This window comes from Brevundimonas sp. UBA5936, from assembly GCA_002430835.1.
Classification (GTDB): Bacteria; Pseudomonadota; Alphaproteobacteria; order Caulobacterales; family Caulobacteraceae; genus Brevundimonas.
Genome location: DJDA01000115.1, coordinates 34350 through 58699, shown reverse-complemented (window position 1 = coordinate 58699; position 24350 = coordinate 34350). Strand labels below are relative to the sequence as shown.

At 66.7% G+C, this 24350-nt stretch carries 18 protein-coding genes; 8 read left to right on the top strand and 10 right to left on the bottom strand.

Annotated elements, in window-relative coordinates:
* Nucleotides 1-6 precede the first annotated feature (6 nt).
* The 6 genes from B2Y21_RS11710 to B2Y21_RS11685 form a co-directional block, all read right to left on the bottom strand.
* The gene (locus B2Y21_RS11710; protein ID WP_292059958.1) at nucleotides 7-2676 is read right to left on the bottom strand and encodes a sensor histidine kinase; all 2670 of its coding nucleotides are present in this window, start codon (nucleotides 2674-2676) and stop codon (nucleotides 7-9) included.
* A complete protein-coding gene (gene kdpC, locus B2Y21_RS11705) occupies nucleotides 2673-3263 on the bottom strand; it encodes a potassium-transporting ATPase subunit KdpC (RefSeq protein WP_292059956.1) in 591 nt (196 codons plus the stop codon). Before kdpC ends, B2Y21_RS11710 begins: the two co-directional genes overlap by 4 nt.
* Nucleotides 3263-4021 carry a TorF family putative porin gene (locus B2Y21_RS11700; protein ID WP_292059954.1) on the bottom strand — a complete coding sequence of 253 codons (759 nt, stop codon included), beginning with the start codon at nucleotides 4019-4021 and terminating at the stop codon, nucleotides 3263-3265. The genes kdpC and B2Y21_RS11700 overlap by 1 nt, the downstream gene beginning before the upstream one ends.
* 18 nt (nucleotides 4022-4039) lie before the next feature.
* Nucleotides 4040-6034 (bottom strand): potassium-transporting ATPase subunit KdpB, encoded by a 1995-nt coding sequence (kdpB, locus tag B2Y21_RS11695; protein ID WP_292060056.1) that lies wholly within the window; start codon nucleotides 6032-6034, stop codon nucleotides 4040-4042.
* Nucleotides 6035-6134: 100 nt separating this feature from the next.
* Nucleotides 6135-7847, bottom strand: coding sequence for a potassium-transporting ATPase subunit KdpA (kdpA, locus tag B2Y21_RS11690; RefSeq protein ID WP_292059951.1), 1713 nt, complete (start codon nucleotides 7845-7847; stop codon nucleotides 6135-6137).
* Between the two features lie 16 nt (nucleotides 7848-7863).
* Nucleotides 7864-7956: a potassium-transporting ATPase subunit F gene (locus B2Y21_RS11685; RefSeq protein WP_157677928.1), complete on the bottom strand. Its 93-nt coding sequence runs from the start codon at nucleotides 7954-7956 to the stop codon at nucleotides 7864-7866.
* 284 nt (nucleotides 7957-8240) lie between these two features.
* Here B2Y21_RS11685 and B2Y21_RS11680 point away from each other — a divergent pair, with 284 nt between their 5' ends.
* Nucleotides 8241-8732 (top strand): SgcJ/EcaC family oxidoreductase, encoded by a 492-nt coding sequence (locus B2Y21_RS11680; RefSeq protein WP_292059948.1) that lies wholly within the window; start codon nucleotides 8241-8243, stop codon nucleotides 8730-8732.
* A 62-nt stretch (nucleotides 8733-8794) separates the two neighbouring features.
* On the opposite strand, the gene B2Y21_RS11675 is transcribed toward B2Y21_RS11680, so the two are convergent.
* Nucleotides 8795-9502 (bottom strand): SDR family NAD(P)-dependent oxidoreductase, encoded by a 708-nt coding sequence (locus B2Y21_RS11675; RefSeq protein WP_292059947.1) that lies wholly within the window; start codon nucleotides 9500-9502, stop codon nucleotides 8795-8797.
* A 238-nt stretch (nucleotides 9503-9740) separates the two neighbouring features.
* Here B2Y21_RS11675 and B2Y21_RS11670 point away from each other — a divergent pair, with 238 nt between their 5' ends.
* From B2Y21_RS11670 to B2Y21_RS11660, 3 genes are read left to right on the top strand one after another with little or no spacing between them, the layout of a single operon-like run.
* Nucleotides 9741-10214: a MaoC/PaaZ C-terminal domain-containing protein gene (locus B2Y21_RS11670; RefSeq protein WP_292059944.1), complete on the top strand. Its 474-nt coding sequence runs from the start codon at nucleotides 9741-9743 to the stop codon at nucleotides 10212-10214.
* The gene (locus tag B2Y21_RS11665) at nucleotides 10214-11848 is read left to right on the top strand and encodes a class I adenylate-forming enzyme family protein (RefSeq protein WP_292059942.1); all 1635 of its coding nucleotides are present in this window, start codon (nucleotides 10214-10216) and stop codon (nucleotides 11846-11848) included. The genes B2Y21_RS11670 and B2Y21_RS11665 overlap by 1 nt, the downstream gene beginning before the upstream one ends.
* Nucleotides 11848-13218 (top strand): MFS transporter, encoded by a 1371-nt coding sequence (locus B2Y21_RS11660; protein WP_292059940.1) that lies wholly within the window; start codon nucleotides 11848-11850, stop codon nucleotides 13216-13218. Before B2Y21_RS11665 ends, B2Y21_RS11660 begins: the two co-directional genes overlap by 1 nt.
* On the opposite strand, the gene B2Y21_RS11655 is transcribed toward B2Y21_RS11660, so the two are convergent.
* Together B2Y21_RS11655 and B2Y21_RS11650 are read right to left on the bottom strand one after the other, a co-directional pair.
* Nucleotides 13215-13949, bottom strand: coding sequence for a TetR/AcrR family transcriptional regulator (locus tag B2Y21_RS11655; protein WP_292059938.1), 735 nt, complete (start codon nucleotides 13947-13949; stop codon nucleotides 13215-13217). The two genes, B2Y21_RS11660 and B2Y21_RS11655, sit on opposite strands and share 4 nt — an antisense overlap.
* 98 nt (nucleotides 13950-14047) lie before the next feature.
* Nucleotides 14048-16291: a TonB-dependent receptor gene (locus B2Y21_RS11650; RefSeq protein ID WP_292059937.1), complete on the bottom strand. Its 2244-nt coding sequence runs from the start codon at nucleotides 16289-16291 to the stop codon at nucleotides 14048-14050.
* 149 nt (nucleotides 16292-16440) lie between these two features.
* On the opposite strand from B2Y21_RS11650, the gene B2Y21_RS11645 reads away from it, so the two are divergent.
* The 4 genes from B2Y21_RS11645 (at nucleotide 16441) to B2Y21_RS11630 (ending at nucleotide 22858) form a co-directional block, all read left to right on the top strand.
* Nucleotides 16441-20085, top strand: coding sequence for a hydantoinase B/oxoprolinase family protein (locus B2Y21_RS11645; protein WP_292059936.1), 3645 nt, complete (start codon nucleotides 16441-16443; stop codon nucleotides 20083-20085).
* A gap of 63 nt (nucleotides 20086-20148) precedes the next feature.
* Complete coding sequence (locus B2Y21_RS11640) at nucleotides 20149-20883, top strand: DUF969 domain-containing protein (protein ID WP_292059935.1); 735 nt, start codon at nucleotides 20149-20151, stop codon at nucleotides 20881-20883.
* Complete coding sequence (locus B2Y21_RS11635) at nucleotides 20880-21851, top strand: DUF979 domain-containing protein (protein WP_292059934.1); 972 nt, start codon at nucleotides 20880-20882, stop codon at nucleotides 21849-21851. The genes B2Y21_RS11640 and B2Y21_RS11635 overlap by 4 nt, the downstream gene beginning before the upstream one ends.
* Nucleotides 21848-22858 (top strand): DUF2891 domain-containing protein, encoded by a 1011-nt coding sequence (locus tag B2Y21_RS11630; RefSeq protein ID WP_292059932.1) that lies wholly within the window; start codon nucleotides 21848-21850, stop codon nucleotides 22856-22858. Before B2Y21_RS11635 ends, B2Y21_RS11630 begins: the two co-directional genes overlap by 4 nt.
* A 20-nt stretch (nucleotides 22859-22878) precedes the next feature.
* On the opposite strand, the gene B2Y21_RS11625 is transcribed toward B2Y21_RS11630, so the two are convergent.
* Nucleotides 22879-24342: a metal-dependent hydrolase family protein gene (locus B2Y21_RS11625; RefSeq protein ID WP_292059930.1), complete on the bottom strand. Its 1464-nt coding sequence runs from the start codon at nucleotides 24340-24342 to the stop codon at nucleotides 22879-22881.
* Nucleotides 24343-24350 lie beyond the last annotated feature (8 nt).

Below are 24350 nucleotides of genomic sequence, written 5' to 3'. Positions count from 1 at the left end.
CGAACTCTAAAGCAGGCTCGGGTGAGTGACGACGGCCTTGGGCAGGCTGATCAAGATACGGGTGCCTTTTCCGTCCTGGATGGGGCTGGCGGCGGCGATGCGGCCGTTCATGGCCTCGACGAAGCCCTTGGCGATGGCCAGCCCCAAACCCGCGCCCTTTGTGCGGTCTGACGGCTCCTCCATGCGGCGGAACTTGTCGAACACCCGTTCCAGCTCGGCGGTCGGGATGCCCTTGCCTTCGTCCTCAATGGAGATGACCACGGCCCCCCGGTCTTCATAGGCGGCAAGTTCGACCGTCGAGCCGTCGGGGCTGTAGGCGATGGCGTTTTCCAGGATGTTCACGAGCGCCTGTTCCAGCAACCCCTGATCGACCATGACCAGACTGAGCTGGGCCGGGAAGTCGCGGGTCATCCTACGCTGCCCCAGACGCCGCGCCACCCGCTTGCCCGCCGCGTTCAGCACGTCGCGCACATCGACCCAGTCGGCGCGGATGTTCAGGCCCCCGCCTTCCAGCCGGGTCATGTCCAGCAGGTCGCCGACATAGCGGCTGAGACGCTCGGCCTCCTCGCGGATCGACAACAACAGATCGGCGCGTACGGCGGGCGTCAGCTTGTCGCCGAGGTCGATCAAAGTGGTCGAGGCGCCCAGCACGGTGGATAGCGGCGTCCGCAAGTCATGGCTGACCGAGTTCATCAGCGCGCCTCGGAAACGGTCGGTACGGCGCAGGGTCTCGGTCTCGACCGCCTGGCCGGCCAAGTCGGCGCGCTCGACCGCCACCGCGCCCTGATCCAGCAGGGCCAGGGCCAGCTTCTCTTCGTCAGAACCCGGCGACAGGGCGGCGGCCTCGATCCCAGCCACGCCCGCCCGGTCGCGCACGCCTTGCAGAAGCCGGAAGGTCCAGCGCGCCTGAGGCAGGGTGCCGGTGCCGTGGCCGGCGGGTTCGCCTTTTTCCCAGGCCCAGCGCGCGGCGGCCATGGCTTCGGCGTCCAGTTCGGGCTTGCCGGGCGCTCCGGCAGTCAGGATCAGTTCGCCGTCAACGGGCAGCAGGACGACCGCCCCGGTCCCTGCGGCGGCGGCCGTTTGTTCGGCCAAGATGCGCGCAGCCTCGTTCCGATCACCGATCCCGGTCAGACGCTGACTGGCGGCCAGAAGGGCGGACACCGCCGAGGCGCGGCGTTGAGCCGCCCTAGCCTGCTCTCGCACCCGCCCCGCCAACGCGCCAGTCGTCAGGGCCACGCCCCAGAAGACGATCAGGGTCAGCACGTCCGTCGGCGACCCGATGGCGAAACTGAACTTCGGCTGCAAGAACAGGAAGTTGTAGGTCAGGAAGGCGACGGTCGCCGCCGCCAAAGCGGGCCGCAGTCCATAGAGAGCGCCCGCCGCCAGAACCGCCGTCAGATAGATGACGCCCAGGTCCACACGCTCGAAGGTCCGGTCCAGCAAGAGGGCCAGTCCCGTCGCCGCAATGACGCAGGCGACGCCGACGGCGTAGCCGCGCCACCCTCCGGCCAGGTTCAAGCGTACGTCTTTCGGCGCTTTCGGTTCCGGCTCGACCTCGTCGGTGACGACGTGAACGGCCACGCCCCGCGCCTGACGCAGCAGTTCGGCGGCCAGAGACCGGCCCAGCCACTCCGACAGGCGGCTGTCGCGTCCCTTGGCCAGGACGATCTGGGTGACATGGTTGTTGTGAGCGTGGTCCATGATGGCGCGCACCACATCGTCGCCGCTGAGAACTACGGTGCGCCCGCCCAGTTGCTCGGCCAGTTTCAGCGCATCGGACAACTTGCCCGCCGAGCCGACGCCGTGGCGCGCGCCAGACGGCCGATCGACATGAGCCACGGTCCAGGGCGCGTCCATCATCATGTCGGACAAGCGCCGCCCCGCCCGAACCAGGGGGCCGGCCATGGCGTCGCCCGCCACCAGGACCAGGATGCGCTCGCCCGCCGCCCACGGCCCGGCCGCGCCCTGTTCGCGCAGACGGGCGGTCAGCTGATCGTCCACCGTCTGGGCCGCGCGGCGCAGCGCCAGTTCGCGCAGGGCCGTCAGGTTCTCGACCTTGAAGAAGTTGTCCGAGGCCAGCCGGGCCGTCTCAGGCACATAGACCTTGCCCTCGGCCAGACGCTTGCGCAGCTCCTCCGGGGTGATGTCCACCACCTCGATGTCGTCGGCGCGTGACAGGGCGCTGTCGGGCACGCTCTCGCGTTGGCGGACGCCCGTGATGCGCAGCACCACGTCCGACAGGCTCTCCAGATGCTGGACGTTCAGCGTGGTCCAGACGTCGATCCCGGCATCGAGAATCTCCTCCACGTCCTGCCACCGCTTCGGATGGCGCGAACCGGGCGCGTTGGAGTGGGCGTATTCGTCGACCAGCAACAGGTCCGGCCGGCGCGCTATGGCCGCGTCGATGTCGAACTCCAGCAGGGTCCGTTCGCGGTAGGCGATGGGCCTGCGGGCCATGACTTCCAGCCCGCGCAGCAGGCTCATCGTCTCCTTGCGGCCGTGGGTCTCGACCACGCCGACGACGACGTCCTCGCCCTCGGCCTTTCGTCTCCGAGCGGCGCGCAGCATCTCATAGGTCTTGCCGACGCCTGGCGACATGCCCAGAAAGACCTTCAGCCGCCCACGCTTGCGCGGGGCGGCCGGGGTCTGATCCGTAGAGAGAATCGGCGACGTCATCCGCCCTCGGTCGTCAAGAGGCCGAAGCGCGCGTCCAACGCCCGGTTGGTCAGCAGCACATTGACCCGCGGCTGACCCAGTACGCCGAACGTGCGGCCCTCGACATGCTGTCGGATCACTTCGCGCACCTGCCCCTCCCCTACGCCGCGCGCCTTGGCGATGCGGGCGGCCTGAAGCTCAGCGTAGGCCGGAGAGATATGCGGGTCGAGACCCGACGCCGAGGCCGTCACCGCGTCGGCGGGGATGGTCCTTGCACCCGTCTCGCTTCGCAAGGCGTCGGCGTCCGTCTTCACCCGCGCGATCAGATCGGGGTTCAACGGGCCGAGGTTGGAGCCGGATGAGGCGGCGGCGTCATAGCCGTCACCCGCCGCCGACGGCCGGGGATGCAGATACCCCGGCGCGGCGAACGTCTGGCCGACCAGGGCCGAGCCGACCACTCGTCCCCCCTTGTCACGAACCAGGCTGCCGTTCGCCTGATCCGAAAAGGCCGCTTGGGCCACCCCCGTCACGGCCAACGGATAGCCGACGCCCAGAACGCCGGTGAACAGGGCGATCATGACGATCGCCGGGCGAATATGGTTCAGCATCAGAAGTTCGCCTTCAGGCTGGCGACGACGCGGCTGTCATAGGCGGAGCCGAAGCCGTGCTCGTCAGTGTCGAAATAGCGGACGTCCAGGCCCAGCCGCTCCGTCAGCTGATAGGCCGCGCCCAGGTTCCAGGTCGTGTAGTCGAAGTCCGACGACACCCACTGACGCCCCAACGCCGCCGAGAGCGTCCATTTGTCGGCCGGGCTGATCGCTGCATTGATCTCGGCATAGGTCGCCTCGTCCTCGGACGCGCCGAAGAAGTCCGGCGAATAGTAGATCGCTGCGCCCAGCGTCGCCGGGCCGACCGCGCGCGAAGCGGCGGCCTTCAGCTCGACATAGTCATAGTCGGCGCCGTTCGGCTGGCCGGCGTAGAAGTAGCTGACCACGCCGAAGTCCCAGTCAAAGCCGCCGAACGCAGGGCGAACGCCCGCATAGAGGTCGATCTCGGCGTCGGTATCGGCGTCGCCTACAAAGGAGACGTTCCCAGCCCAGGCCCCGGCGTAGAAGAGACCTTGCGTCACATCCACCCCGGCCGAGATCGCCGGGTCGCCTTCATTCTGGCTGACGCCCCGGAAGACGTAATCGGAGCCGATGGCGGCGTTGAAGGCGATGTCAGGACGGGCGTTCTTCGCGACGTCCTGAGCCTTGGCGTCGGTCGGCGCCGTGCACAGGCCCAGGGTGATGACGGCGATCAGGCAGGCCCCGCCCAGCAGGGCGTTGTTGAGGTCCGAGCCGTCGAGTTTCTTGCGCTTACGCATGCTGTTTTTCCTTAGTCCTCAGGCCAGGCCGAGGGCGGAGATGACGATGTCGATGAGCTTGATGCCGACGAAGGGCGCGATCAGACCGCCCAGGCCGTAGATCAGCAGGTTGCGGCCCAGCAGCTTGCCCGCCCCCACGGCGCGGTATTTCACCCCGCGCAGCGCCAGCGGGATCAGGGCGACGATGACCAGGGCGTTGAAGATGACCGCCGACAGGATGGCGCTTTCCGGGCTGGACAGCTTCATCACGTTCAGCGCCGCCAGCGACGGCAGGCCGACCACGAACATCGCCGGAATGATGGCGAAATACTTGGCCACGTCGTTGGCGATCGAGAAGGTGGTCAGGGCGCCGCGCGTGATCAGCAGTTGCTTGCCGACCTCGACGATCTCGATGACCTTGGTCGGGTCAGAGTCCAGATCGACCATATTGCCCGCCTCACGCGCGGCCTGGGCGCCGGTCTGCATCGCCACGCCGACGTCGGCTTGTGCGAGAGCAGGCGCATCGTTGGCCCCGTCGCCGCACATGGCGACCAGACGGCCCTTGGCCTGTTCCGCCTTGATCAGGCGCATCTTGTCCTCGGGCGTGGCCTCGGACAGGAAGTCGTCGACCCCGGCTTCGGACGCGATGGCCGCCGCCGTCACCGGGTTGTCGCCGGTGATCATGACGGTGCGCAGGCCCATGCGGCGCAGATCGGCGAAGCGCGCCTTCACCCCCGGCTTGACCACGTCCTTCAGGTGGATGACGCCGACCAGGGCCTCGTTCTCGACCACGGCCAGAGGCGTGCCGCCCGAGCGGGCGATGCGGTCCACGGCGGCGCGGAACTCGGCGGGCGCCTCAGCCTCGGCCAGACCCAGGGCCTTGAGCACGGCGTCCACCGCCCCCTTGCGCCACGAGCGGCCGTCCGCTTCGAGGCCCGACTGACGGGTCACGGCGCTGAACGGAATGGTCCTGGCGCCGACAGGCAGATCGCCCGTCACCCCGGCGTTGCGGCCCAGTTCGACGATGGAGCGGCCTTCCGGCGTCTCATCGGCCAGCGAGGCCATGACCGCCGCCCGCATCGCCGCCTCGGGACGCACGCCCGGCACGGTGATGACCTCAGTCGCCATGCGGTTGCCGAAGGTGATGGTGCCGGTCTTGTCGAGCAGCAGGGTGTCGACGTCGCCTGCCGCTTCCACCGCGCGGCCCGAGGTGGCCAGAACATTCACCTTCAGCAACCGGTCCATGCCGGCGATGCCGACGGCGGACAGAAGGCCCCCGATCGTCGTGGGGATCAGGGTGATGAACAGGGCGCCCAGAACGATGGGATCCAGCTTGACGCCCGAATAGGCGCCCAGACCCAGCAGGGCCGCGACCGCGATCAGGAAGATCAGGCTCAGGCCGGCCAGCAGGACCGACAGGGCCAGTTCATTCGGCGTCTTGCGACGGTCCGCGCCCTCGACCATGGCGATCATGCGGTCGAGGAAGGTCGCGCCGGGGGCCGAGGTGATGCGCACCTTGATCCAGTCGGAGGCGACCGTGGTGCCGCCCGTGACGGCCGAGCGGTCGCCGCCGCTTTCACGGATGACGGGGGCGCTTTCGCCGGTGATGGCGGCCTCGTTGACCGAGGCGACGCCTTCGATGATCTCGCCGTCCGAGGGGATGACGTCGCCGGCCTCGACCAGGACGATCGCGCCGATCTCCAGCTCATGCGCCGGGGTCGGAACGACCATGCCGGTCTTGGGATCGACGATCAGCTTGGCCTTGGTGGTGACGCGGGCGGCGCGAAGACTGTCGGCCGCCGCCTTGCCGCGCCCCTCGGCGATGCTTTCCGCCACGTTGGCGAACAGCACCGTGGCCCACAGCCACAGGGCCAGTTGAACGGCGAAGCCCGCCGCCTGTCCCATCGCCACGGCGGCGACCGCCGAAACGGTGGCCAGGGCCGCGACGATCCAGGTGGCGAAGATCACCGGGTTGTTGAGAAGCTTGGTCGGGTTCAGCTTGACGACGGCGTCGCCGAGCGCCTGGCCGAGCATGGCCCTGGTCAGCCCGCCCGCGATGGGCGCAGCAGATACTCTTTGGTTGGATGGAGAGCTCGACGGATCGAGCGTGACTTGGGTCATGACGGATATCCGATCAGAACCGGGCCGTGACCTGGAGCATGTCGAAATGCTCCACGATCGGTCCCAGAGAGAGTGCGGGGAAGAACTGCAGGCCGCCGAGGATCAGGATCACCCCGATCAACAGGCCGATGAACAGCGGACCATGCGTGGGCAGGGTGCCGACCGAGGGCGCCAGACGAGGCTTGGCGACCAGGGCCCCAGCCACAGCCAGAACCGCGACCGCAGGCACGAACCGGCCCAGCAGCATGGCCAGACCCAGGGTGGTGTTCCACCAGGGGGCGTTGGCGGTCAGACCCGCAAAGGCCGAGCCGTTGTTCCCCGTCGCCGAGGTATAGGCATAGAGAATCTCTGACAGACCGTGCGGCCCCTTGTTTAGCAGACCGGCCAGGGCTTCGGGCAGGACGGCGGCGACGGCCGAGAAGCCCAGCACCGACAGGGGCACGACCAGGACCGCCAGCATGGCGAACTGGATCTCCCGCGCCTCGATCTTCTTGCCCAGATATTCCGGCGTGCGACCGACCATCAGGCCCGCCACGAAGACCGCCAGCATGGCCATCAGAACCATGACCGCGATCCCCGACCCGATCCCGCCGGGCAGGATCTCGCCCAGTTGCATCAGGAACATGGTCACGGCCCCACCCAGCGGCATGTAGCTGGCGTGCATGGAGTTGACCGACCCGTTCGAGGCGCCTGTCGTCTGGGCCGCCCAGGCGACGGACGACGGCACGCCGAAGCGGACCTCCTTGCCCTCCATGTTTCCGGCGGACGTATCGACACCAGCCGCGACCAGAGCGGGCGCAGGCTGGCTTTCGATGACGTAGAGGGCCGAACCCGCTGCGCCCAGCAACAGGACCGCCGCGACCACCAGTGCGCGCACGTCCTTCTTGGCCATGACGCTGCGGCCGAAGGCGAAGAAGGCCGCCCACCCCATGACGTTGATGCAGATCGCCGTGATCAGGGTGGTCAGCGGCGTGGGGTTCTCCAGCGGGTGGGCCGAGTTGACGTTGAACACGCCGCCGCCGTTGATGCCCAACTGCTTGATCGCCAGCTGGCTGGCGGTCGGGAACAGGCTGATCGTCTGCTGACCGCCTTCCAGCGTCGTCGCCTGGGCCGAGGCCGCCAGCGACTGCACCACGCCCAGCCCAGCCAGCACCACGGCCACGATGAAGGCGATGGGCAGCAGGACATAGAGGCTGGTGCGCGTCAGGTCGGCCCAGAAATTGCCCAGCCCCTCGCCGCGATTGGCGATGAAGGCGCGGGCCAGCGCCGCCGCGATCGTCGCGCCCGTGGCTGCCGAGACGAAGTTCTGCACCGTCAGGCCGACCATCTGACTGAAGGTCGAGACGGTCGTTTCGCCGCCATAGCTCTGCCAGTTGGTGTTGGTGACGAAGCTGACGGCGGTGTTGAAGGCCAGGTGCGGGCTGACGCCGTCAAACCCCTGCGGGTTCATCGGCAGGACGCCCTGCAGTCGCAGCAGACCGTAGAGCAGCAGGAAGCCCGCCAGGTTGAAGGTCAGCAGGGCGCCGACATAGCCCAGCCAGCCCTGGCTGCGCGTGGGATCAACACCGGCTGCGCGATAAAACAGGCCCTCGACCGGCTTCAGCACCGGATCCAGCCACGTGCGTTCGCCGTTCCAGACGCGCGACATATAGACCCCGATCGGCCAGCCGAGCACGACGGCCAGGCCGAGGGTCAGGGCGATCTCCGCCCATCCTTGAATGTTCATGAGAAGGCGGCTCCGTTCAGAACCGCTCGGGCCGCAGCAGGGCCGCGACCATATAGCCGGCGATGACCAGGGCGCCGACGCCCCAAAGGACGTTCAGCCACACGGTCACAACCTCCTCAACACAATGGCGAGGGCGGCGAAGGCCACGAAGGCTCCAACGCCGATCACCACGAAAATCAGATCGGCCATGCCGATACCTCCAGCTCAGTTAGGGCCGGAAGAGACGCCTTCAGGACGTAAGCGGGCCATTCGGAAAGCCGCTCGCCGCATAAGGCGGGCATAAAGTCACCAAGGTCGAAGATGAGCCGGATGCTTGTTCCGGACGGCGACCGCCGCCTTCATCGAATTTGCCCATGTCGCTGGCCGTCAGTATCGAGCAAGAGCCTGATTTTCGTGAACGACGACCTTTGGAGGGGCACCTTGAGCTTTGGGCCTTTTGACAAGCCGGAGAGCATCGCCACCCTGTTCGCCAAGGCATGGGCGCTGCGCGACGCTGACAAACTGGCCTCGTTGTTCGATGAAGACGCCGAGTTCGTGAACGTCACCGGCCTGTGGTGGCATGATCGGGAATCGATACGGAAGGCGCATGCCTACGGCTTCGAGCGCATCTTCGGCGGCTCTGTGCTGAGGGTGATGAAGGTGAAGGTCAAAGCTCTGGGCGAGAATGTCGCCGTGGTTCATGCCCGTATACGGCTTGAGGGGCAGAGCGGCGTCGCGCAGGTCGATCAGCCGGGCGTCCGCAACACCATCTTCTCGTTCGTCGTCCATCGCGGTGACGACGGCTGGCGCTGTGCATCGGCGCACAACACAGACATCGTGCCTCATATGGAGACCAATATGGTCGCGCCAGACGGGAGGTTCACCGCCGTCAGTTATCGCGACTGAGCGGCTATCCGGCGGGTTGACCGAACCCAAGCGCACTCAGGTCCGGTCTCTGTTTCAGCGTGTCACCAGGTTTCGCCGAAGGGGCGGGCTTCCGCCTCAAAGGTCCAGGCCGACTTGTCCTGGCGGACCAGCATGGACGCGAGGTCGGCCACGCCCGAGGGCTTGATGAAGAAGTCGTCGGACTTGTCCTTCATGACTTCGCGCGTGCGGGGCAGATCGACGACGCCGTCGAGGATGATCAGCGCCACGTGGACGCCGTCCGGGCCAAGCTGTCGCGCCAGGGCCTCGCACAAGCTGCGCTGCGCCGCCTTGGCTGGAGCGAAGGCCGTGGTTCGCGCCGTGCCGCGTCGTGACGCCGTCGCGCCGATGACGATGATGGCGCCCTCGCCCGCCGCCTTCATGGCCGGCGTGACTTCCTTTGCGACCAGGAAAAGACCGAGACTGTTCACACGCCAGGACGCCTCGAAATCGGCGGCGCTGACGTCGTCAAGCGCGCCGAAGACGCCGGAGCCTGCGTTGAAGACCACCACGTCGACCTCACCCATTTCGGCCCGGACTGCCGCGAAGGCGCTTGCGACCGATGCCGCATCGCCCACGTCGCAGGCGAAGGAGCGGGCGTCGGCCAGTTCTTCCGCCAGGGCCGAGGTGTTCTTCGCTGATCGCGCCATCAAGGCGACGGCATAGCCGTCAGCCGCGAAGCGTCGCGCCAGAGCCGCTCCGTTGCCGGGCCCGACGCCGATGACGGCGCAGACTTTTTTCTTTTCACTCATCCGGTTGATCCCTTCGCCTGGAAATTGATGCGTTGCTCTGTGACAGAAGCCGAAATCGCCTGATCGGTTTCGAGCTGGACCGATGATAGGTCCGGTAGACGATAAGCGCCACAGTTGCGATTTCTATTCTCGCGCAAATACGCCTCGCCCGCTGCACCTCTTACGAATGCGACCAAGCCTCTTGCACCACTCTCCGAAACTGTGAATATGAGGTCATCTTCAATTTTAGGGTTCAGTGATGGTTCAGGCGGTTGAACACGCTTCAGAGATGGTCTCGGAGTGGGTCGAGGTGACGCAGGCCATGATTGACGACTTCGGTCGCGCCACCCTGGACAGCGATCCCTTTCACAACGATCCCGAATGGGCCAAGGACAACACCCCATATGGCGGCACCATCGCCTTTGGTTTTCTGACAGTGTCCTTGCTGACCCATCTGGCGGCGAAAGCCATCGAGGCGGCCGGCGGCAATTTCAAGCCTGAAGGCGGCTACTTCCTGAACTATGGATTTGACCGTATGCGTCTGGTCGCGCCGGTGCCGACGGGCAGCCGCGTGCGGGGTCGCTTCATCAAGGGACCGGAGCATACGGATGAGGCTGGACGAGTGCGCCGCTCCATGGACGCCGTGATCGAGATCGAAGGCGGCGAGCGCCCTGCCCTGGTGGCGACCTGGCTCAGCGTCTGGGTGCCTGACAGCGTCGAAGCGAGGGCCTGATGTCCAGCGTTCAGCAGCGGTTGACGCCTTCCAGGGCGATGTCGGCGGTAGGAGAGTCGCCGCTGCTGACGCTGATTTCCGATTACGCCGCCTGGTATGGCGAGCAGACGCCTGATGCGCCGGCGGCGACGCTGGAAGGTCAGGTTCAGACCTATGCGGAGTTGGCGCACGGCGTGGACGCCTTGGCCCGCGCCATGATCGCCGCCGGCGTCGACAAGGGCGATCGCGTCGCCATGCTGGCCCCGCCCTCCCCTGACTTTCTGACCGTCTTCCTGGCTACAGCCGCGGTCGGGGCCATCTGGGTCGGATTGAACCCCCGCTACCGCTATGAAGAACTGGCCTATGTCGTCAGCGACTGCGCGCCGCGCCTGATCATCGGGCGCCGCCGTGTGGCCGGGCGAGATTATGTCCAGGATCTGGAAGCCCTGGCGGCGAACGTTTCGGCTGATCTGGTCCTGATCGGCGACGACGACTTGGACGCCCGCGCCCACCTGCCGTTGAGCGTCTATGTCGCCCAGGGCGAGGCCGTGTCCGACGAAACCCTGGCGGAGCGCAAGCGGTCCGTCGCGACCCGCGATCCCTGCCTGATCGTCTATACCTCAGGCAGCACGGGCAAGCCGAAAGGCGCGGTCCTGCACCATGAAGGGCTGATCCTGCCCGCCCTGGAGCAGGGCGAACCCTTGCGTGGCGAACCGCTGTGCATGTTGAACTACCTGCCGATCAACCACATCGGCTGCGTCGGCGACATCGCCGCCATGGTTCTGGTCAACGGCGGCAAGCTGGCCTTCCTGGAACAGTTCGACGTCGAAACGGGGCTGAACACAATGGCGTCGGAGGGCGTCACCCTGTGGGGCACGGTTCCGTCCGTGTTCGAAATGACGGTGGCCCATTCCGCCTTCGCCCAGACGGACCTGTCGGCTGTGCGGCGCGTCTTCTGGGGCGGAGCGGCCATGCCTGCGCCGACGATCAAGGCTCTGATCCCCGTCGCGACCTGTATGGGCACCAACTACGGCCTGACCGAATCCTGCGGCCCCATCGCCGCCACCGGCGACATGACGGTTCAGGATGACGCCGATGTCGCCTTCGCCACGGCCTCGGTCGGACGGCCGACCCGTCATTATGAAGTCCGCCTGCGCGCCGAAGACGGTTCGCTGGTCGAAAACGCAGGCGTCGACGGCGAGATCGAGGCCAAGGGCGCGCCCCTGTTCCTCGGCTACTGGAACCGGCCTGACGCCACGGCCGACGCCTTCACCAAGGACGGATGGTTCCGCACCGGCGATGTCGGCGCCTGGCTGGACGACGGCCGTCTGCGCATCACCGGACGGCTGAAGGAAATGTACAAATCCGGCGGCTACAACGTCTATCCGCGCGAGATCGAGATCGCGCTGGAAGGCCATACGGCCATTACCGAGGCCGCTGTCGTGGGCGTTCCCGATCCCGTCTGGGGCGAGGTGGGCGTCGCCTTCGTCATCGCCCGCGCCGACGTCGACGCCGCTCAGCTTCAGGCCCATTGCCGCGAGCGGCTGGCCAACTACAAGATTCCCAAGCGTTTCGTGATCGAGCCGGACCTTCCGCGTCTGCCGGTCGGCAAGGTGGACAAGATGGCGCTGCGCCGTCTGGCCGTGGAGGACTAATGGACGCCGCCGTCAAGACGCCGAACGCCGTAGAGCAAGCGACGCCTTTGCGCCCTCGCCTGCTGGCCGGATACGGCCTGGCCAACATCGGCCTGGCCTGTTTCCTGATCACGCCGCAGCTGCTGCTGCTCTACTTCCTGACGGACACCCTGGCGGTGCCGGCGGCGACGGCGGGCGTGGTCCTTCTGCTGCCGAAGATCTGGGAGGTCGTGTTCGACCCTGTTGTGGGCCTGTGGTCGGATCGACTGCGCGGGCGGATGGGGCGACGCTGGCCCTTGATGGCGGCGGGCGCGGCCCTGTTTCCATTAGGTTTCGCGGCCATGTTCGCCCCGCCGACGCACCTGACCGGCTTCGGCGCCGTAATCTGGGTCATGGCGGCCTATATGGCGGCGACGACGGCCTACGCCCTGTTCTCCATCCCCTACGCCGCCATGCCGGGAGAGATTTCGCGACGTCAGCAGGACCGGACCCGCGTCGTAGCCTGGCGTGTCGGCTTCCTGGCGTTCGGCCTGATGGTGGCAGGCGGCATGTCGCCCCTGCTGGTCGAAATGGCGGGCGGCGGTCGTCCCGGCTATGCGGTCATGGGAATGCTGCTGGCGCTGATGGCGGGCGGCGCCCTGCTGGGGTCGTTGCGCGCGGTCTGGAAGCTGCAGGATCGCAAACGCGACTTCGGCGCGCCGCTGAAGCCGGCCAAGGCGCTGGCGGCCGGGGTGCGCGCCACCCTGGGCAATCCGGCCTATCGCTTCCTGTGGATCGGCTACGCCTTCCAGACAGTCGCCATGGGAGCCCAGTCGGCGATGATGCCCTATGCCGTCACCTATCAGATCCAGGCGTCTTCGGGCGTGCTGGCGCAATTGTTTCTGGCCGGCGCAATCGTTCAGGTCGCGGCCATGCCCTTGTGGGTCAAGTTCGCCGATCGTTGGGGCGCGACGCGCGCCGCGATCGCCGCCGCCGCCGCCTATGCCTTGGCTACCCTGGGCTATGTCTGGTGCGGACCGGGCGATGTGGCCCTCGCCACCGCCGTCGCCGCCCTGGCGGGCCTGGGTCAGGCGGGGTGTTATGTCCTGCCGTTCGCCCTGATGCCGAGCGTGGTCGCGGCCCGCGACCAGAAAGAGGCTGAAGCCAACCTCGGCCTGCTGACGGCCGTCTGGGTCTCGGGTGAAAAGCTGGGTCTTGCGCTGGGCGGCGCGGCCGCCGGGGTGTTGCTGGGCCTTGCGGGCTATGTCTCAGGGGGGCAGGCGCAGCCGGCTTCGGCTCTGGCCTCCATTCCCCTGCTGTTCGCAACCGGTCCGGCGCTCATGCTGGCGTGCAGCGCGCCGCTGCTGTTGAAGCTGGATCGCCTGCGCCGCCGCCAGGGCCAGCCGCTCTAGGCGGCGGGCCGCGACCGCGACAGGAAGCCGGCCAGCCTCACGGCCGCTTCCGGAAGGTCATCGCTCGTTGGGGCGTCGCCATAGGCCAACTGGTGCCAGACCACGCTGACGGCGTCCGACAAGGTGTCGTCAGCATCAGCCCCCATACGCCCCAAGACCTCGATGAAGGATTCATCGGGCAGGACGATCATCTTGCGAGCGATTTCGTCCGCCATGGCGACCAGCATGTAGCCGGCCAGGCGCACGGCGTCCGGGTCGTCCTCGGCGCGGCGACGCTGGATGCTCTCGGCCACGACCTCGGCCCAGCGGCGGTTGATCTTCTGGCTGATCTGCAGGAATTCGGGAACATAGTCGCCGACCTGGAAGACGCACTTCATCAAGCCGGGATTCGCCCGACAGACGCGGAACCACAGACGGTTGGTCGAACGGATTCGGGCGAATGGCGTGTCGCCCGTCGCGGGCGTCATCGCCTTGGCGACATAGTCATCGAAGAAGCGCGCCAGCGCCTCGACGGAAATCTCGGTCTTGTCCTTGAAGTAGACGTAGAAGGAGCCTTCGGCGACTTCGGCCTGGGTCGTGATGTCGCCGACGCGCATGGCGTGAAAGCCGCGCTCCTCCAGCACCTGGGCGGCGGCCAGCAGAAGCCGCGCGCGCGTGCGTTGTCCTTTGAGGCGCGGCGGGTTGTCCCGCAGCTCAGCGGCCAGATAGGAGGAATAGCTCTGCAGTTGCATCAACGCCTCGTCTGCGACGAGGTCGGATCACGCCCCAGCCCGCCGTTTCGATCAAGAACCGGCGGCGTCCGACCAAGCCGAACGCCGCCAAGCGTCCCTTAGTAACGCAAACGCAGATAGACGCCAGCCGAGCGAGGCTCGCCCATCGACACCCGGTCCATGCCCAGAGCCTCCAGGTTGACGATGCCGCGCTGATAGACTTCGTCCGTCAGGTTACGCGCCCACAGGCCGACCTCGGTCTTGCCGTCCGGCAAAGCCCAGCCCAGTTCGCCATTGACGGTCCAATATCCGTCCTGGCTGAGCCGCTCGACATTGCCCGAGCTGAAGTAGAACTTCGAGCGATAGGAGCCCGACAGGGTCATCAGCAGATCACCCTTGTCGCCCAGGCTGTGCTGATAGGACACAGCCCCATTGAAGGTGAACTCAGGCGCGGTCGGCAGGCGGTTGCCAGAGAAGTCTTCGCCGACCGAGATGTAGTTCTTGTATTCGCTGTCCAGCACGGCTGCGCCCAGCGAGATATCCAGCCCCTTCATCGGTGCGACGGTCAGCTCGATTTCAGCGCCCTTGATGACGGCGTCGGAGGCGTTGTCGAGGATCGGCACGCTGGTCGGGCCGCGCACGACGTAGCTGTAAACCTGCAGATCCTGATAGTCGTAGTAGAAGGCCGCCGCGTTCAGACGCGCACGACGCCCGAACAGCTCGCTCTTGAAGCCGACCTCATAGGCGTTCAGCACTTCGTCGTCGTACGGACCCAGATCCTGAACGTCGGTGATCATGCCGCCTGCGAAACCGCCGCTCTTGTAGCCGCGATTGTAGCTGACATAGGCGCGCGAGTTGTCGCTGATGTCATAGTTCAGCACGGCGCGGCCCGAGATGCTCTCGAACGACTTGGAGCCGTGGAAGTCGACCAGGGTCACGCCCGCCTCGGTGAAGCCGCTGTGGTAGTCCATGGTCTTGTCGTCACGCGACCAGCGCAGGCCCGCGACCAGCGACAGGCGCTCGGTCAGCTTGTAGTCGACTTCGCCGAAGACGGCGTAGCTCTCGGTCTTCAGGCTGTGAGGATAGGAGACGGTGCCCACGCCCATGGCGACGCCGTCCATCGGGTCCGGCAGCATGTTCAGCAGGTCCAGACCGATCTCGAAGGCGCTGTCCGACTTCAGGCTGTCGTTCATGTAGAAGACGCCCGCGACCCAGTCGAAGCGGCCGCCGCTGTTGGACTGCAGACGGAACTCCTGGGTGAACTGATCCTGATCGACGCGGTAGAAGCCCTTGATCAGGTTGTTCGGGCCGGAATCCGTGTTCTCGTCGTCGCGGTGGCGGGCGTTGACGAAGCCGGTGACCGACACCAGCGACAGCGTGCCCAGATCGACCGTCGTGGTGACGTCGGCGTTGAACAGCTTCAGCCGGTCGCGGCCTTCCATCGAATAGTCGCCGGCGTAGGGATCGCCGTCGGTGTCGACATAGCCCAGGGCGTCGGTACAGGCCGAGGAGCCGTAGAAGCTGGGCAGGCACCAACCATCCGGCCCGGTGGCCTCGGCGGTGTTGGGAATTAGTCCCCTCGCCTGCCCCTGCAGGGCGCCGTTGCGGCTGTTGCCGCCGCCGATGTGAGCCAGCACTTCGACGCGGTCGTTGGGCGTATAGAGCAGCGACATCCGCGCGGCCCAACGGTCGGTGTCGTTGACGTTGTTCCCGGTCAGGCGGTTCTTCGTATAGCCGTCGTCGCGGACGTAGTTAGCCGCCGCGCGGAAGGCCAGGACATCCTCGATCACCGGGCCGCCGACGCCGCCTTCCAGCTCCATCCGCTCACGCGAACCGTAACGGGCGGTCAGGTCAGCCGTGTAGTAATCAGTCGGACGACGGCTGGTGATGTTCAGGGCGCCGCCCGTGGTGTTGCGGCCGAACAGCGTGCCCTGCGGTCCGCGCAGCACCTCGACCTGCGACAGGTCGAAGAAGGAATCCAACTGCATGATCGACGAACCGCGGATCACGCCGTCCACATAGACGGCCGTCGGGCTGGGGTTGGTCGGGTTGAAGTCGTTCGAGCCGACGCCGCGGATATAGACCTTGGGCGCCACAGAAGAGTCCCCGCCGTGCACCTGGAGACCCGGCGCCAGGCCGCTCAGCTCCAGCACGTTGTTGACGTTCATCCGGTCCAGATTTTCGCCCGAATAGGCGGTGATGGAGATCGGCACATCCTGTAGGTTCTGGGCGCGGTGACGCGCCGTCACCACGATATCCTCGACGGTTGCGACGTCCGGGGCGGGTTCCGACTGAGCTTGAGCGTTCGCCGCCACGGCGAGCGTCATAGTGCAGACGGCTCCGAATAGGTTGGTCTTCTTCACGCTTCTTCCCCTATGCCCCTATGTGTCGTTGAAATTAAATATGAGGCCATATTCATATACGCCTCATTCAGCCCAGCCTGTCAATCAGCGCCAGGGTGAACCGAGGTCAGTGCTGGCGTCGGCGCGGATATCGGCCATAAACACCGATTATGACAAAGACGAACCTGAGTTGGCGATTCTGGATCGACCGAGGCGGCACCTTTACCGATGTGGTCGCTCGGGCGCCTGATGGTTCGCTCCGTACAGGCAAGCTGCTGTCGGTGAATCCAGAGCAGTACGCTGACGCCGCCGTCGAAAGCATTCGCCGCATATTGCAGGCCGCGCCCGGCCCGCTGGCGGCGGGACTGGTCGATGAAGTTCGCATGGGCACGACAGTCGCCACCAACGCCTTGCTGGAGCGCAAGGGCGAACCCACGGCGCTGGCGATCACTGCGGGCTTTGGCGACGCCTTGAGAATCGGCTGGCAGGCTCGGCCGGAGCTGTTCACCCGTCATATTCGCCTGAACGATCAACTCTATGACCACGTGGTTGAGATTAACGAGCGCCTGACCGCCGACGGCGCCGTTGATCGTCCGCTGGACGAGGCGAAGGCGCGGACTGATCTGACACGCGCGTATGAGGCCGGATTCCGCGCCCTGGCCATCGTCTTGGTTCACGGCTGGCGCTTCACCGAGCATGAAAGACGGCTGGCGGAAATCGCGCGCGAGATCGGCTTTGACCAGGTGTCTGTCAGCCATGAGGTCGGCGCCCTGATCAAGCTGATCGGGCGCGGCGACACGACGGTCGCGGATGCCTATCTATCCCCGATCCTGCGCGCCTATGTGGACCGGGTCGGCGGCGACCTGGGGGCTGCGACGCCGTTGCAGTTCATGCAGTCTTCGGGCGGGCTGACCGCCGCCGACGCCTTCCGGGGCAAGGACGCGATCCTGTCCGGCCCGGCGGGCGGCGTGGTGGCCATGGCCGAGACCGCAAAGGCCGCAGGGTTCGACCGCGTCATCGGCTTCGACATGGGCGGCACCTCGACCGACGTGTCCCACTTCGCCAGGGACTATGAACGGACATCTGACGCCGTGGTGGCCGGGGTGCGTCTGCGCGCGCCCATGCTGAGCATCCACACCGTTGCGGCGGGCGGCGGCTCCATCTGTCGCTTCGACGGCGGGCGATTGAGGGTCGGGCCAGAATCGGCAGGCGCTTCTCCGGGGCCCGCCGCCTACCGCCGTGGCGGACCGCTGACGGTGACGGACTGCAATGTCATGATGGGCAAGTTGGGCCCCGACTTCTTCCCCGCCGTCTTCGGCCCTGACGCGGATTTACCGCTGGATGCGGAGGCCGTTCGCGTGAAGTTCGAGGCCATGGCGACCGAGGTCGCCGCCGCCACCGGCCGCCCCGTCACGTCCGGCGAACTGGCCGAAGGCTTCGTCACCATCGCCGTTCAGAACATGGCCGAGGCGATCCGCTCGATCTCGATCCAGCGCGGCTATGACGTCACGAAATATGTGCTGAACTGTTTCGGCGGCGCGGGCGGGCAGCACGCCTGCCTGGTGGCCGATGCGCTGGGCATGACTCAAGTGCTGCTGCACCCGTTCGCAGGCGTACTGTCGGCCTATGGCATGGGCCTGGCCGAGGTGCGGGCCATTCGCCAGATGACTGTCGCCCTGCCTCTCGCTCCCGCAAAGGACACTGTCCTCGACGAACGGGTCGCAGAACTGACTGAGGCGGCTCGTGGTGATCTGGCGGTCCAGGGCTTCGACGCCGACGCTATCTCGGTCGTCGCCCGCGCCGAGATCAAGTTCGCTGGGTCCGACACTCCCCTGACCGTGCCTTTCGGCCCGGCCGCCGACATGGCCGCCGCCTTCGAGGAAACGCACCGCCGTCGCTTCGGCTTCTTCGCTGACGACAAGGCTCTGGTCGTCGAGACGCTGGAGGTCGAGGCTGTCGGCCGTTCGGACCAAGCTCCGGAAACGGTGCAGGCCGCCAATGGCGACGCCTCGGCGCCCGCTCCCGAACCCGTCGCCGCCCTGACCGTCCGCATGGCGGGAGAAGATCGCCCGACGCCCGTCTATCGACGCGAAACGTTGAAGCCCGGCGCTCATGTCGACGGCCCGGCCATCCTGCTGGAGGACACCGGCACCACGGTCGTCGAACCCGGCTGGCGCGCGTCGGTCGATGCGGCGGCCAATCTGCTGCTGAAGCGAGTGGTCGCCCTGCCCGCCCGCACCGCCATCGGCACGGACGTCGATCCGATCATGCTGGAAGTGTTCAACAGCCGTTTCATGGCCTGCGCCGAACAGATGGGCGAGGCCCTGCGCGCCACCGCCTATTCGGTGAACATCAAGGAGCGTCTGGACTTCTCCTGCGCCGTCTTCGATGCGGGCGGGTCGCTGATCGCCAACGCCCCGCACATCCCGGTGCATCTGGGCTCGATGGGCGAGAGCATCCGCACCGTCATCGCCTCGCGCGGGGGTCAGCGAGACGGTCGAGGCATGAAGGCGGGCGACGTCTATATGCTGAACGCCCCCTACAACGGCGGCACCCACCTGCCCGACATCACCGTCATCATGCCGGTGTTTCTGGACAGCGATGACGCCCCGGCCTTCTTCGTCGCCGCGCGTGGCCACCACGCCGACGTCGGCGGGATCACGCCCGGCTCCATGCCCGCCGACTCGCGCAGCGTGGACGACGAAGGGGTGCTGATCGACGACTTCCTGCTGGTCGACGCCGGAACGCTCTGCGAGGCCGAAACGCGCGCCCTGTTCGCCTCCGGTCCCTGGCCGTCGCGCAATGTCGATCAGAACCTGTCGGACCTGAAGGCCCAGGTCGCCGCCTGCACGCGCGGCGCTCAGGAGCTGATCCGCATGACCGGCGAGTTCGGCCGCGCGGTCGTCACCGCCTATATGGGCCACGTCCAGGACAACGCCGAGGAAGCCGTCCGTCGCGCCGTCGCCGCCCTGAAGCCCGGCGCCTTCGCCTATGAGATGGACGACGGCGCCGTCATCCGCGTCCGCATCGACGTGGACCCCGAGGCCCGCAGCGCGGTCGTCGACTTCACCGGGACCAGCGACCAGTTGCCGACCAACTTCAACGCCCCGTTGTCGATCGCGCGGGCGGCGACCCTCTATGTCTTCCGCACCCTGGTGGACGACGCCATTCCGCTGAACGAGGGCTGTCTGAAGCCGATCGAACTGATCGTGCCGGAAGGCTCGATGCTGAACCCGCGCTATCCCGCAGCCGTGGTGGCCGGCAACGTTGAGACCAGCCAGGCCGTGGTCGATACGCTGTATGGCGCGCTGGGCGTTCTGGCCTCCAGCCAGGGGACGATGAACAACTTCACCTTCGGCGACGACACGCGACAGTATTACGAGACCATCGCCGGCGGCTCGGGCGCGGGACCGGACTTTGACGGAACGGCTGCGGTTCAGACCCACATGACCAACAGCCGTCTGACCGATCCGGAGGTGCTGGAGACGCGCTTCCCTGTGCTGCTGGAAGAGTTCTCTATCCGGCGCGGCTCAGGCGGCGAAGGGCGTCATAGCGGCGGCGACGGCGCCGTGCGGCGGATGCGTTTCCTGGAGCCGATGACGGCGGCCATCCTGTCCAACCATCGTCGCGTGCCGCCCTTCGGCGCTGACGGCGGCGGACCGGGCGCGGTCGGCGTCAACCGTGTCGAGCGGACCGACGGGCGGGTCGAGACCTTGGGCCCCACTGCCGAGGCGACCATGGAGGCAGGTGACGTCTTCGTCATAGAAACGCCCGGCGGGGGCGGCTTCGGCGCGAAAGACGCTTCCGCAGACTAACGATCCGCGCGACCATTCGGCGGGGACGAATTACAAGACAGATTCTGGGGAGGATCTGAGCTCATGCTTGTGTTGATCGGCATTGCGATCGTGGTCGCGGGCTTTGTCGCGCGGATCAATCCGCTCGTGGTCATCCTGATCGCCGCCATCGCCACCGGCGTGCTGGCGGCGGTCGGCCCCGGCGCTGATGCTCAGAGCCTGTTCCTGGCCGGGGTCGACACGATCTCGCGCTTCGGCCAGGCCTTCAACGACAACCGCTATTTCCACATCACCTGGTTGGTCCTGCCGGTGATCGGTCTGTTGGAGCGCGCGGGCCTGCAGGAGCGCGCGCGTGACCTGGTGACCAAGGTCAAGGCGGCGACCGCCGGGCGGCTGATGCTGATCTATCTGCTGGTGCGCCAGGCGACGTCGGCGCTCGGCCTGACCTCTCTGGGCGGTCATCCCCAGATGGTGCGCCCCCTGATCGCGCCGATGGCCGAGGGCGCCGCCGAGAGCGAGCACGGCCCCCTGACGGACAAGGCGCGCTTCCGCATTCGCGGCATGGCGGCAGGCACGGACAACATCGGCCTGTTCTTCGGCGAGGACATCTTCATCGCCATCGGTTCCATCGTGCTGATCGTCGGCTTCCTTGAGCAGGCGGGCATCCGGGTCGAGGCGCTGCATGTCTCCCTGTGGGCCATCCCCACGGCCATCGTCGCCTTCCTTGTCCACGGCGCGCGTCTGCTGATGTTCGACCGTCAGGTGAAGAAGGACATGGCTGTTCCGAACGCCCCGGCCGACGTCGAGGGCGGCCAATGATCACGCTTGAGCATGCCTATATCGCGACCGGGCTGATGTTCGCGGCCTTCTCCATCCTCAGCCTACGCGACCCGCAGAACCCGACGCGCTTCCGCAGCGCCCTGTTCTGGGGACTGATCGCCCTGTCGATGCTGTTCGGAAGCTGGTTGGGCGGCTTCGGCAACGGGATGCTGGTGATCGCCCTGGTGGTCATCGGCGCCACCGGAAAACTGGGCGTCGGCAAGCCCGCCACCACCACGCCCGAGCAACGCCAGGCCAGCGCCGCCCGGTGGAAAAACGCTCTGTTCGTCCCCGCCCTGATGGTGCCGCTGGTCGCCGTCGGCGGCACCCTGCTGGCCAAGCATACGGCGGCAGGTGCATGGCTGATCTCGCCAGTGCAGACCACGCTGATCTCGTTGGGGTTGGGCTGCGTCATCGCCCTGTTCGCCGCCATGGCCTGGTTCCGACCGCCCGTCATGGCGCCGGTTCAGGAAGGCCGTCGACTGATGGACTCCATCGGCTGGGCGGCGCTGCTGCCGCAGATGCTGGCCTCGCTGGGCGCGGTCTTCCTGGCCGCTGATGTGGGCCAGGTGGTCGGCGACCTGATCGCGCAGGTCATTCCCATGACATCGGCCTTCATGGCGGTGTTCGCCTATTGCGCGGGCATGGCCCTGTTCACCGTCATCATGGGCAACGCCTTCGCCGCCTTCCCCGTCATGACCGCCGCTATCGGCCTGCCCATTGTGGTGCATCAGTTCGGCGGCGATCCCGCCATCGTCTGCGCCATCGGCATGCTGGCCGGATTTTGCGGAACGCTGATGACGCCCATGGCCGCCAACTTCAACGTGGTGCCCGCCAATCTGCTGGAACTGCCGGACCGCAATTCGCCCCTCAACGGCGTCATCCGCGCCCAGTTGCCGACGGCGGTCGTCATGCTGTTCGCCAATATGCTGCTGATGTACTTCCTCGCTTTCCGGTTCGGATCATGACGCAAAGCCTCGACGCCGCCCTCGCTTCCCGTTTCGTCGCCACCGCTCTGGGCCATGTGACGCGCGAATATCCCAACCACATCATGCATGTGCTGACGGGACCGCAGGACGCCCGCACGCCGCGTGACATGCACCCGATCTTCTTCGGCAGCTTCGACTGGCATTCCTGCGTGCATGGCTGGTGGACCCTGTTCACCCTCTATCGCCTGCATCCCCACATGGCCGAGGCGCCCAGCATCCGCGCCCTGGCCGATGCGTTGTTCACACCGGATAACGTCGCCGGAGAGGTCGCCTATCTGATACGTCCCGAGACGCGAGGCTTCGAGCGCCCCTACGGCTGGGCCTGGCTGCTGATGCTGGCCGCTGAATTGGAACGCCACGACACCGATGAAGGCCGCCACTGGGCTGAAACCCTGCGCCCGCTGGCCCAGGTCTTCGTTGAGAGATTCAAGGCCTTCCTGCCGCTCGCCGACTATCCGGTGCGGACGGGCACGCACTATAACACCGCCTTCGCCCTTCGGCTGACGTTGGACTACGCCGACGTCCACGACGCCGACCTGGCCGCCCTGTGCCGCACCGCCGCCCTGCGCTGGCACGCCGAGGATCGCGACTGCCAGGCGTGGGAGCCGTCCCAGGACGAGTTCCTGTCGCCCGCCCTCATGGAAGCCGCCCTCATGCGGCGCGTCCTGTCATCTGAAACCTTCCGCGCCTGGTTCGACGCCTTCCTGCCCGCCCTGGCTGACGGACGGCCTGCGACCCTGCTGACACCCGCCCGCGTCAGCGACCGTACAGACGGCAAGATCGCCCATCTGGACGGCCTGAACCTGAGCCGCGGCTGGTGCTGGCGCGAAGTCGTGGCGGGTCTGCCCGCCGATGACCCGCGCCGCACGATCGGAGAAAAGGCGGCGGCCATCCATCTGGACGCCGCCCTGCCCCACGTCACCGGCGACTACATGGGCGAACACTGGCTGGCCAGCTTCGCCTTGCTGGCGCTGCTTTCCGCCTGACAGCGCCAGCTGGGCCGGACCTAGAGCGTGTTCTTGTGAACCCGCCCGGCCTTCATGATCAGCTTCATGGTGCGGTCGGGGTCCGCGATCACCGAGATGTCCGTCAACGGATCGCCCTCGACCACCAGCAGGTCGGCGTATGCGCCGGCCTCGATGCGCCCCAACTTCGCCGGATAGGGGTTACGCGGGCCGGATAGATTCAGGATTTCTGCGTTGCCGCCCGTCAGCATCCGCAGCACTTCCGCCGCGCCATACCAGCGCGCGAACTTGGCCAGTTGCTTGCCCTGTGTCGTCGTGCCCTTGGGGCTGAACAGGATATCCGTGCCCAGGGCCATGTTGACCTTGTGCATGCGGCCCCATTCGACCGCGCGAGCCGTGCCTTCAGCGATGGTCTGCTGCTGGGCGCGCTGCTCAGGCGAGGGGTAAACATTGGCGTCCTCATCGGCCAGGAAGGGCTGGATGCTCCACCAGGCGCCGGCGTCCGCCATGCGCCGCACGGTCTCCTCGTCCGCCATCTGCCCGTGCTCGATGGATTTCACGCCGCTGGCGACCGCCCGCTGGATGCCTGCCGGCGTATAGGTGTGAGCGCAGACATAGACGCCCCAGTCGGTGGCGGCCGCCACCGCCGCCTTCATCTCGGCCTCCGTATATTGCAGGGCGTCGACCGGATCGTAGGTCGAGGCGACGCCGCCGCCTGCGTGGATCTTGATCTGGCTGGCGCCGAGCATCAACTGCTCACGCACACGGCGCAGCACCTCGGCCTCGCCGTCGGCGATGGCGGCGATTCCAGCCTGTTCGGCGACGCTGAGCGTGCTTTGGGACGTTCGGGGCAGATCAGCCCGCATCCGAAAGTCGCCATGACCCGAGGTCTGCGAGATCATCGAGCCCGACGGATAGATGCGCGGCCCGGCGAAACGACCTTCGTCAATCGCCCGCTTCAACGCAAAGCTGGGGCCGCCCATGTCGCGAACGGTCGTGAAACCCCGCATCACCGTGCGTTCGGCTTCCTGAGCCGCCACGAGGTGCAGATAGGGAATATCGGCGGTCATCGCCGCCATCTGGGAAATGCCCGCCAGCATGGTGTGCCAGTGGGCGTCGATCATGCCCGGCATCAGAACTCGTCCGCCGCAATCCACGACATCGGCGTCCGTGACAATCTCGCCCGCCGGAACCAACGCCTGGATCATGTCGCCGACGATGAGGACGTTGCGGCCTTCGATCAGGCGGGTGCTCGCTCCGTCGAAGATCCGCACATTGGCGAGCAGGCGCGGCTTGGCCGACGCTTGGGCGAACGCCGGCGAAGCGACGCCAAGTCCGGCCGCGGCGAAGCCCGCCGCCGCACCAGCCAGAATGGAGCGCCGCGACAGACCTGCTTCCATGCGGGCCAGCAGCTTTTGCGCCTGGGGAGAATGACAGGCGCAGGTCACGCCATGTTGCAGAGGCCGCTGCTGTGCGATTCCGCCGAACCAAGTCTTCAAGAGCACATCCTCAC

What these genes read in the sequence shown, in the direction of transcription:
- B2Y21_RS11660 (WP_292059940.1), top strand. Translation starts at nt 11,848, where the DNA reads ATGGACGCCGCCGTCAAGACGCCGAACGCCGTAGAGCAAGCGACGCCT.
- kdpC (WP_292059956.1), bottom strand. Translation starts at nt 3,263, where the DNA reads ATGCTGAACCATATTCGCCCGGCGATCGTCATGATCGCCCTGTTCACC.
- B2Y21_RS11635 (WP_292059934.1), top strand. Translation starts at nt 20,880, where the DNA reads ATGATCACGCTTGAGCATGCCTATATCGCGACCGGGCTGATGTTCGCG.
- B2Y21_RS11665 (WP_292059942.1), top strand. Translation starts at nt 10,214, where the DNA reads ATGTCCAGCGTTCAGCAGCGGTTGACGCCTTCCAGGGCGATGTCGGCG.
- B2Y21_RS11640 (WP_292059935.1), top strand. Translation starts at nt 20,149, where the DNA reads ATGCTTGTGTTGATCGGCATTGCGATCGTGGTCGCGGGCTTTGTCGCG.
- B2Y21_RS11655 (WP_292059938.1), bottom strand. Translation starts at nt 13,949, where the DNA reads ATGCAACTGCAGAGCTATTCCTCCTATCTGGCCGCTGAGCTGCGGGAC.
- B2Y21_RS11710 (WP_292059958.1), bottom strand. Translation starts at nt 2,676, where the DNA reads ATGACGTCGCCGATTCTCTCTACGGATCAGACCCCGGCCGCCCCGCGC.
- B2Y21_RS11675 (WP_292059947.1), bottom strand. Translation starts at nt 9,502, where the DNA reads ATGAGTGAAAAGAAAAAAGTCTGCGCCGTCATCGGCGTCGGGCCCGGC.
- B2Y21_RS11630 (WP_292059932.1), top strand. Translation starts at nt 21,848, where the DNA reads ATGACGCAAAGCCTCGACGCCGCCCTCGCTTCCCGTTTCGTCGCCACC.
- B2Y21_RS11645 (WP_292059936.1), top strand. Translation starts at nt 16,441, where the DNA reads ATGACAAAGACGAACCTGAGTTGGCGATTCTGGATCGACCGAGGCGGC.
- B2Y21_RS11700 (WP_292059954.1), bottom strand. Translation starts at nt 4,021, where the DNA reads ATGCGTAAGCGCAAGAAACTCGACGGCTCGGACCTCAACAACGCCCTG.
- B2Y21_RS11670 (WP_292059944.1), top strand. Translation starts at nt 9,741, where the DNA reads ATGGTTCAGGCGGTTGAACACGCTTCAGAGATGGTCTCGGAGTGGGTC.
- kdpA (WP_292059951.1), bottom strand. Translation starts at nt 7,847, where the DNA reads ATGAACATTCAAGGATGGGCGGAGATCGCCCTGACCCTCGGCCTGGCC.
- kdpB (WP_292060056.1), bottom strand. Translation starts at nt 6,034, where the DNA reads ATGCTCGGCCAGGCGCTCGGCGACGCCGTCGTCAAGCTGAACCCGACC.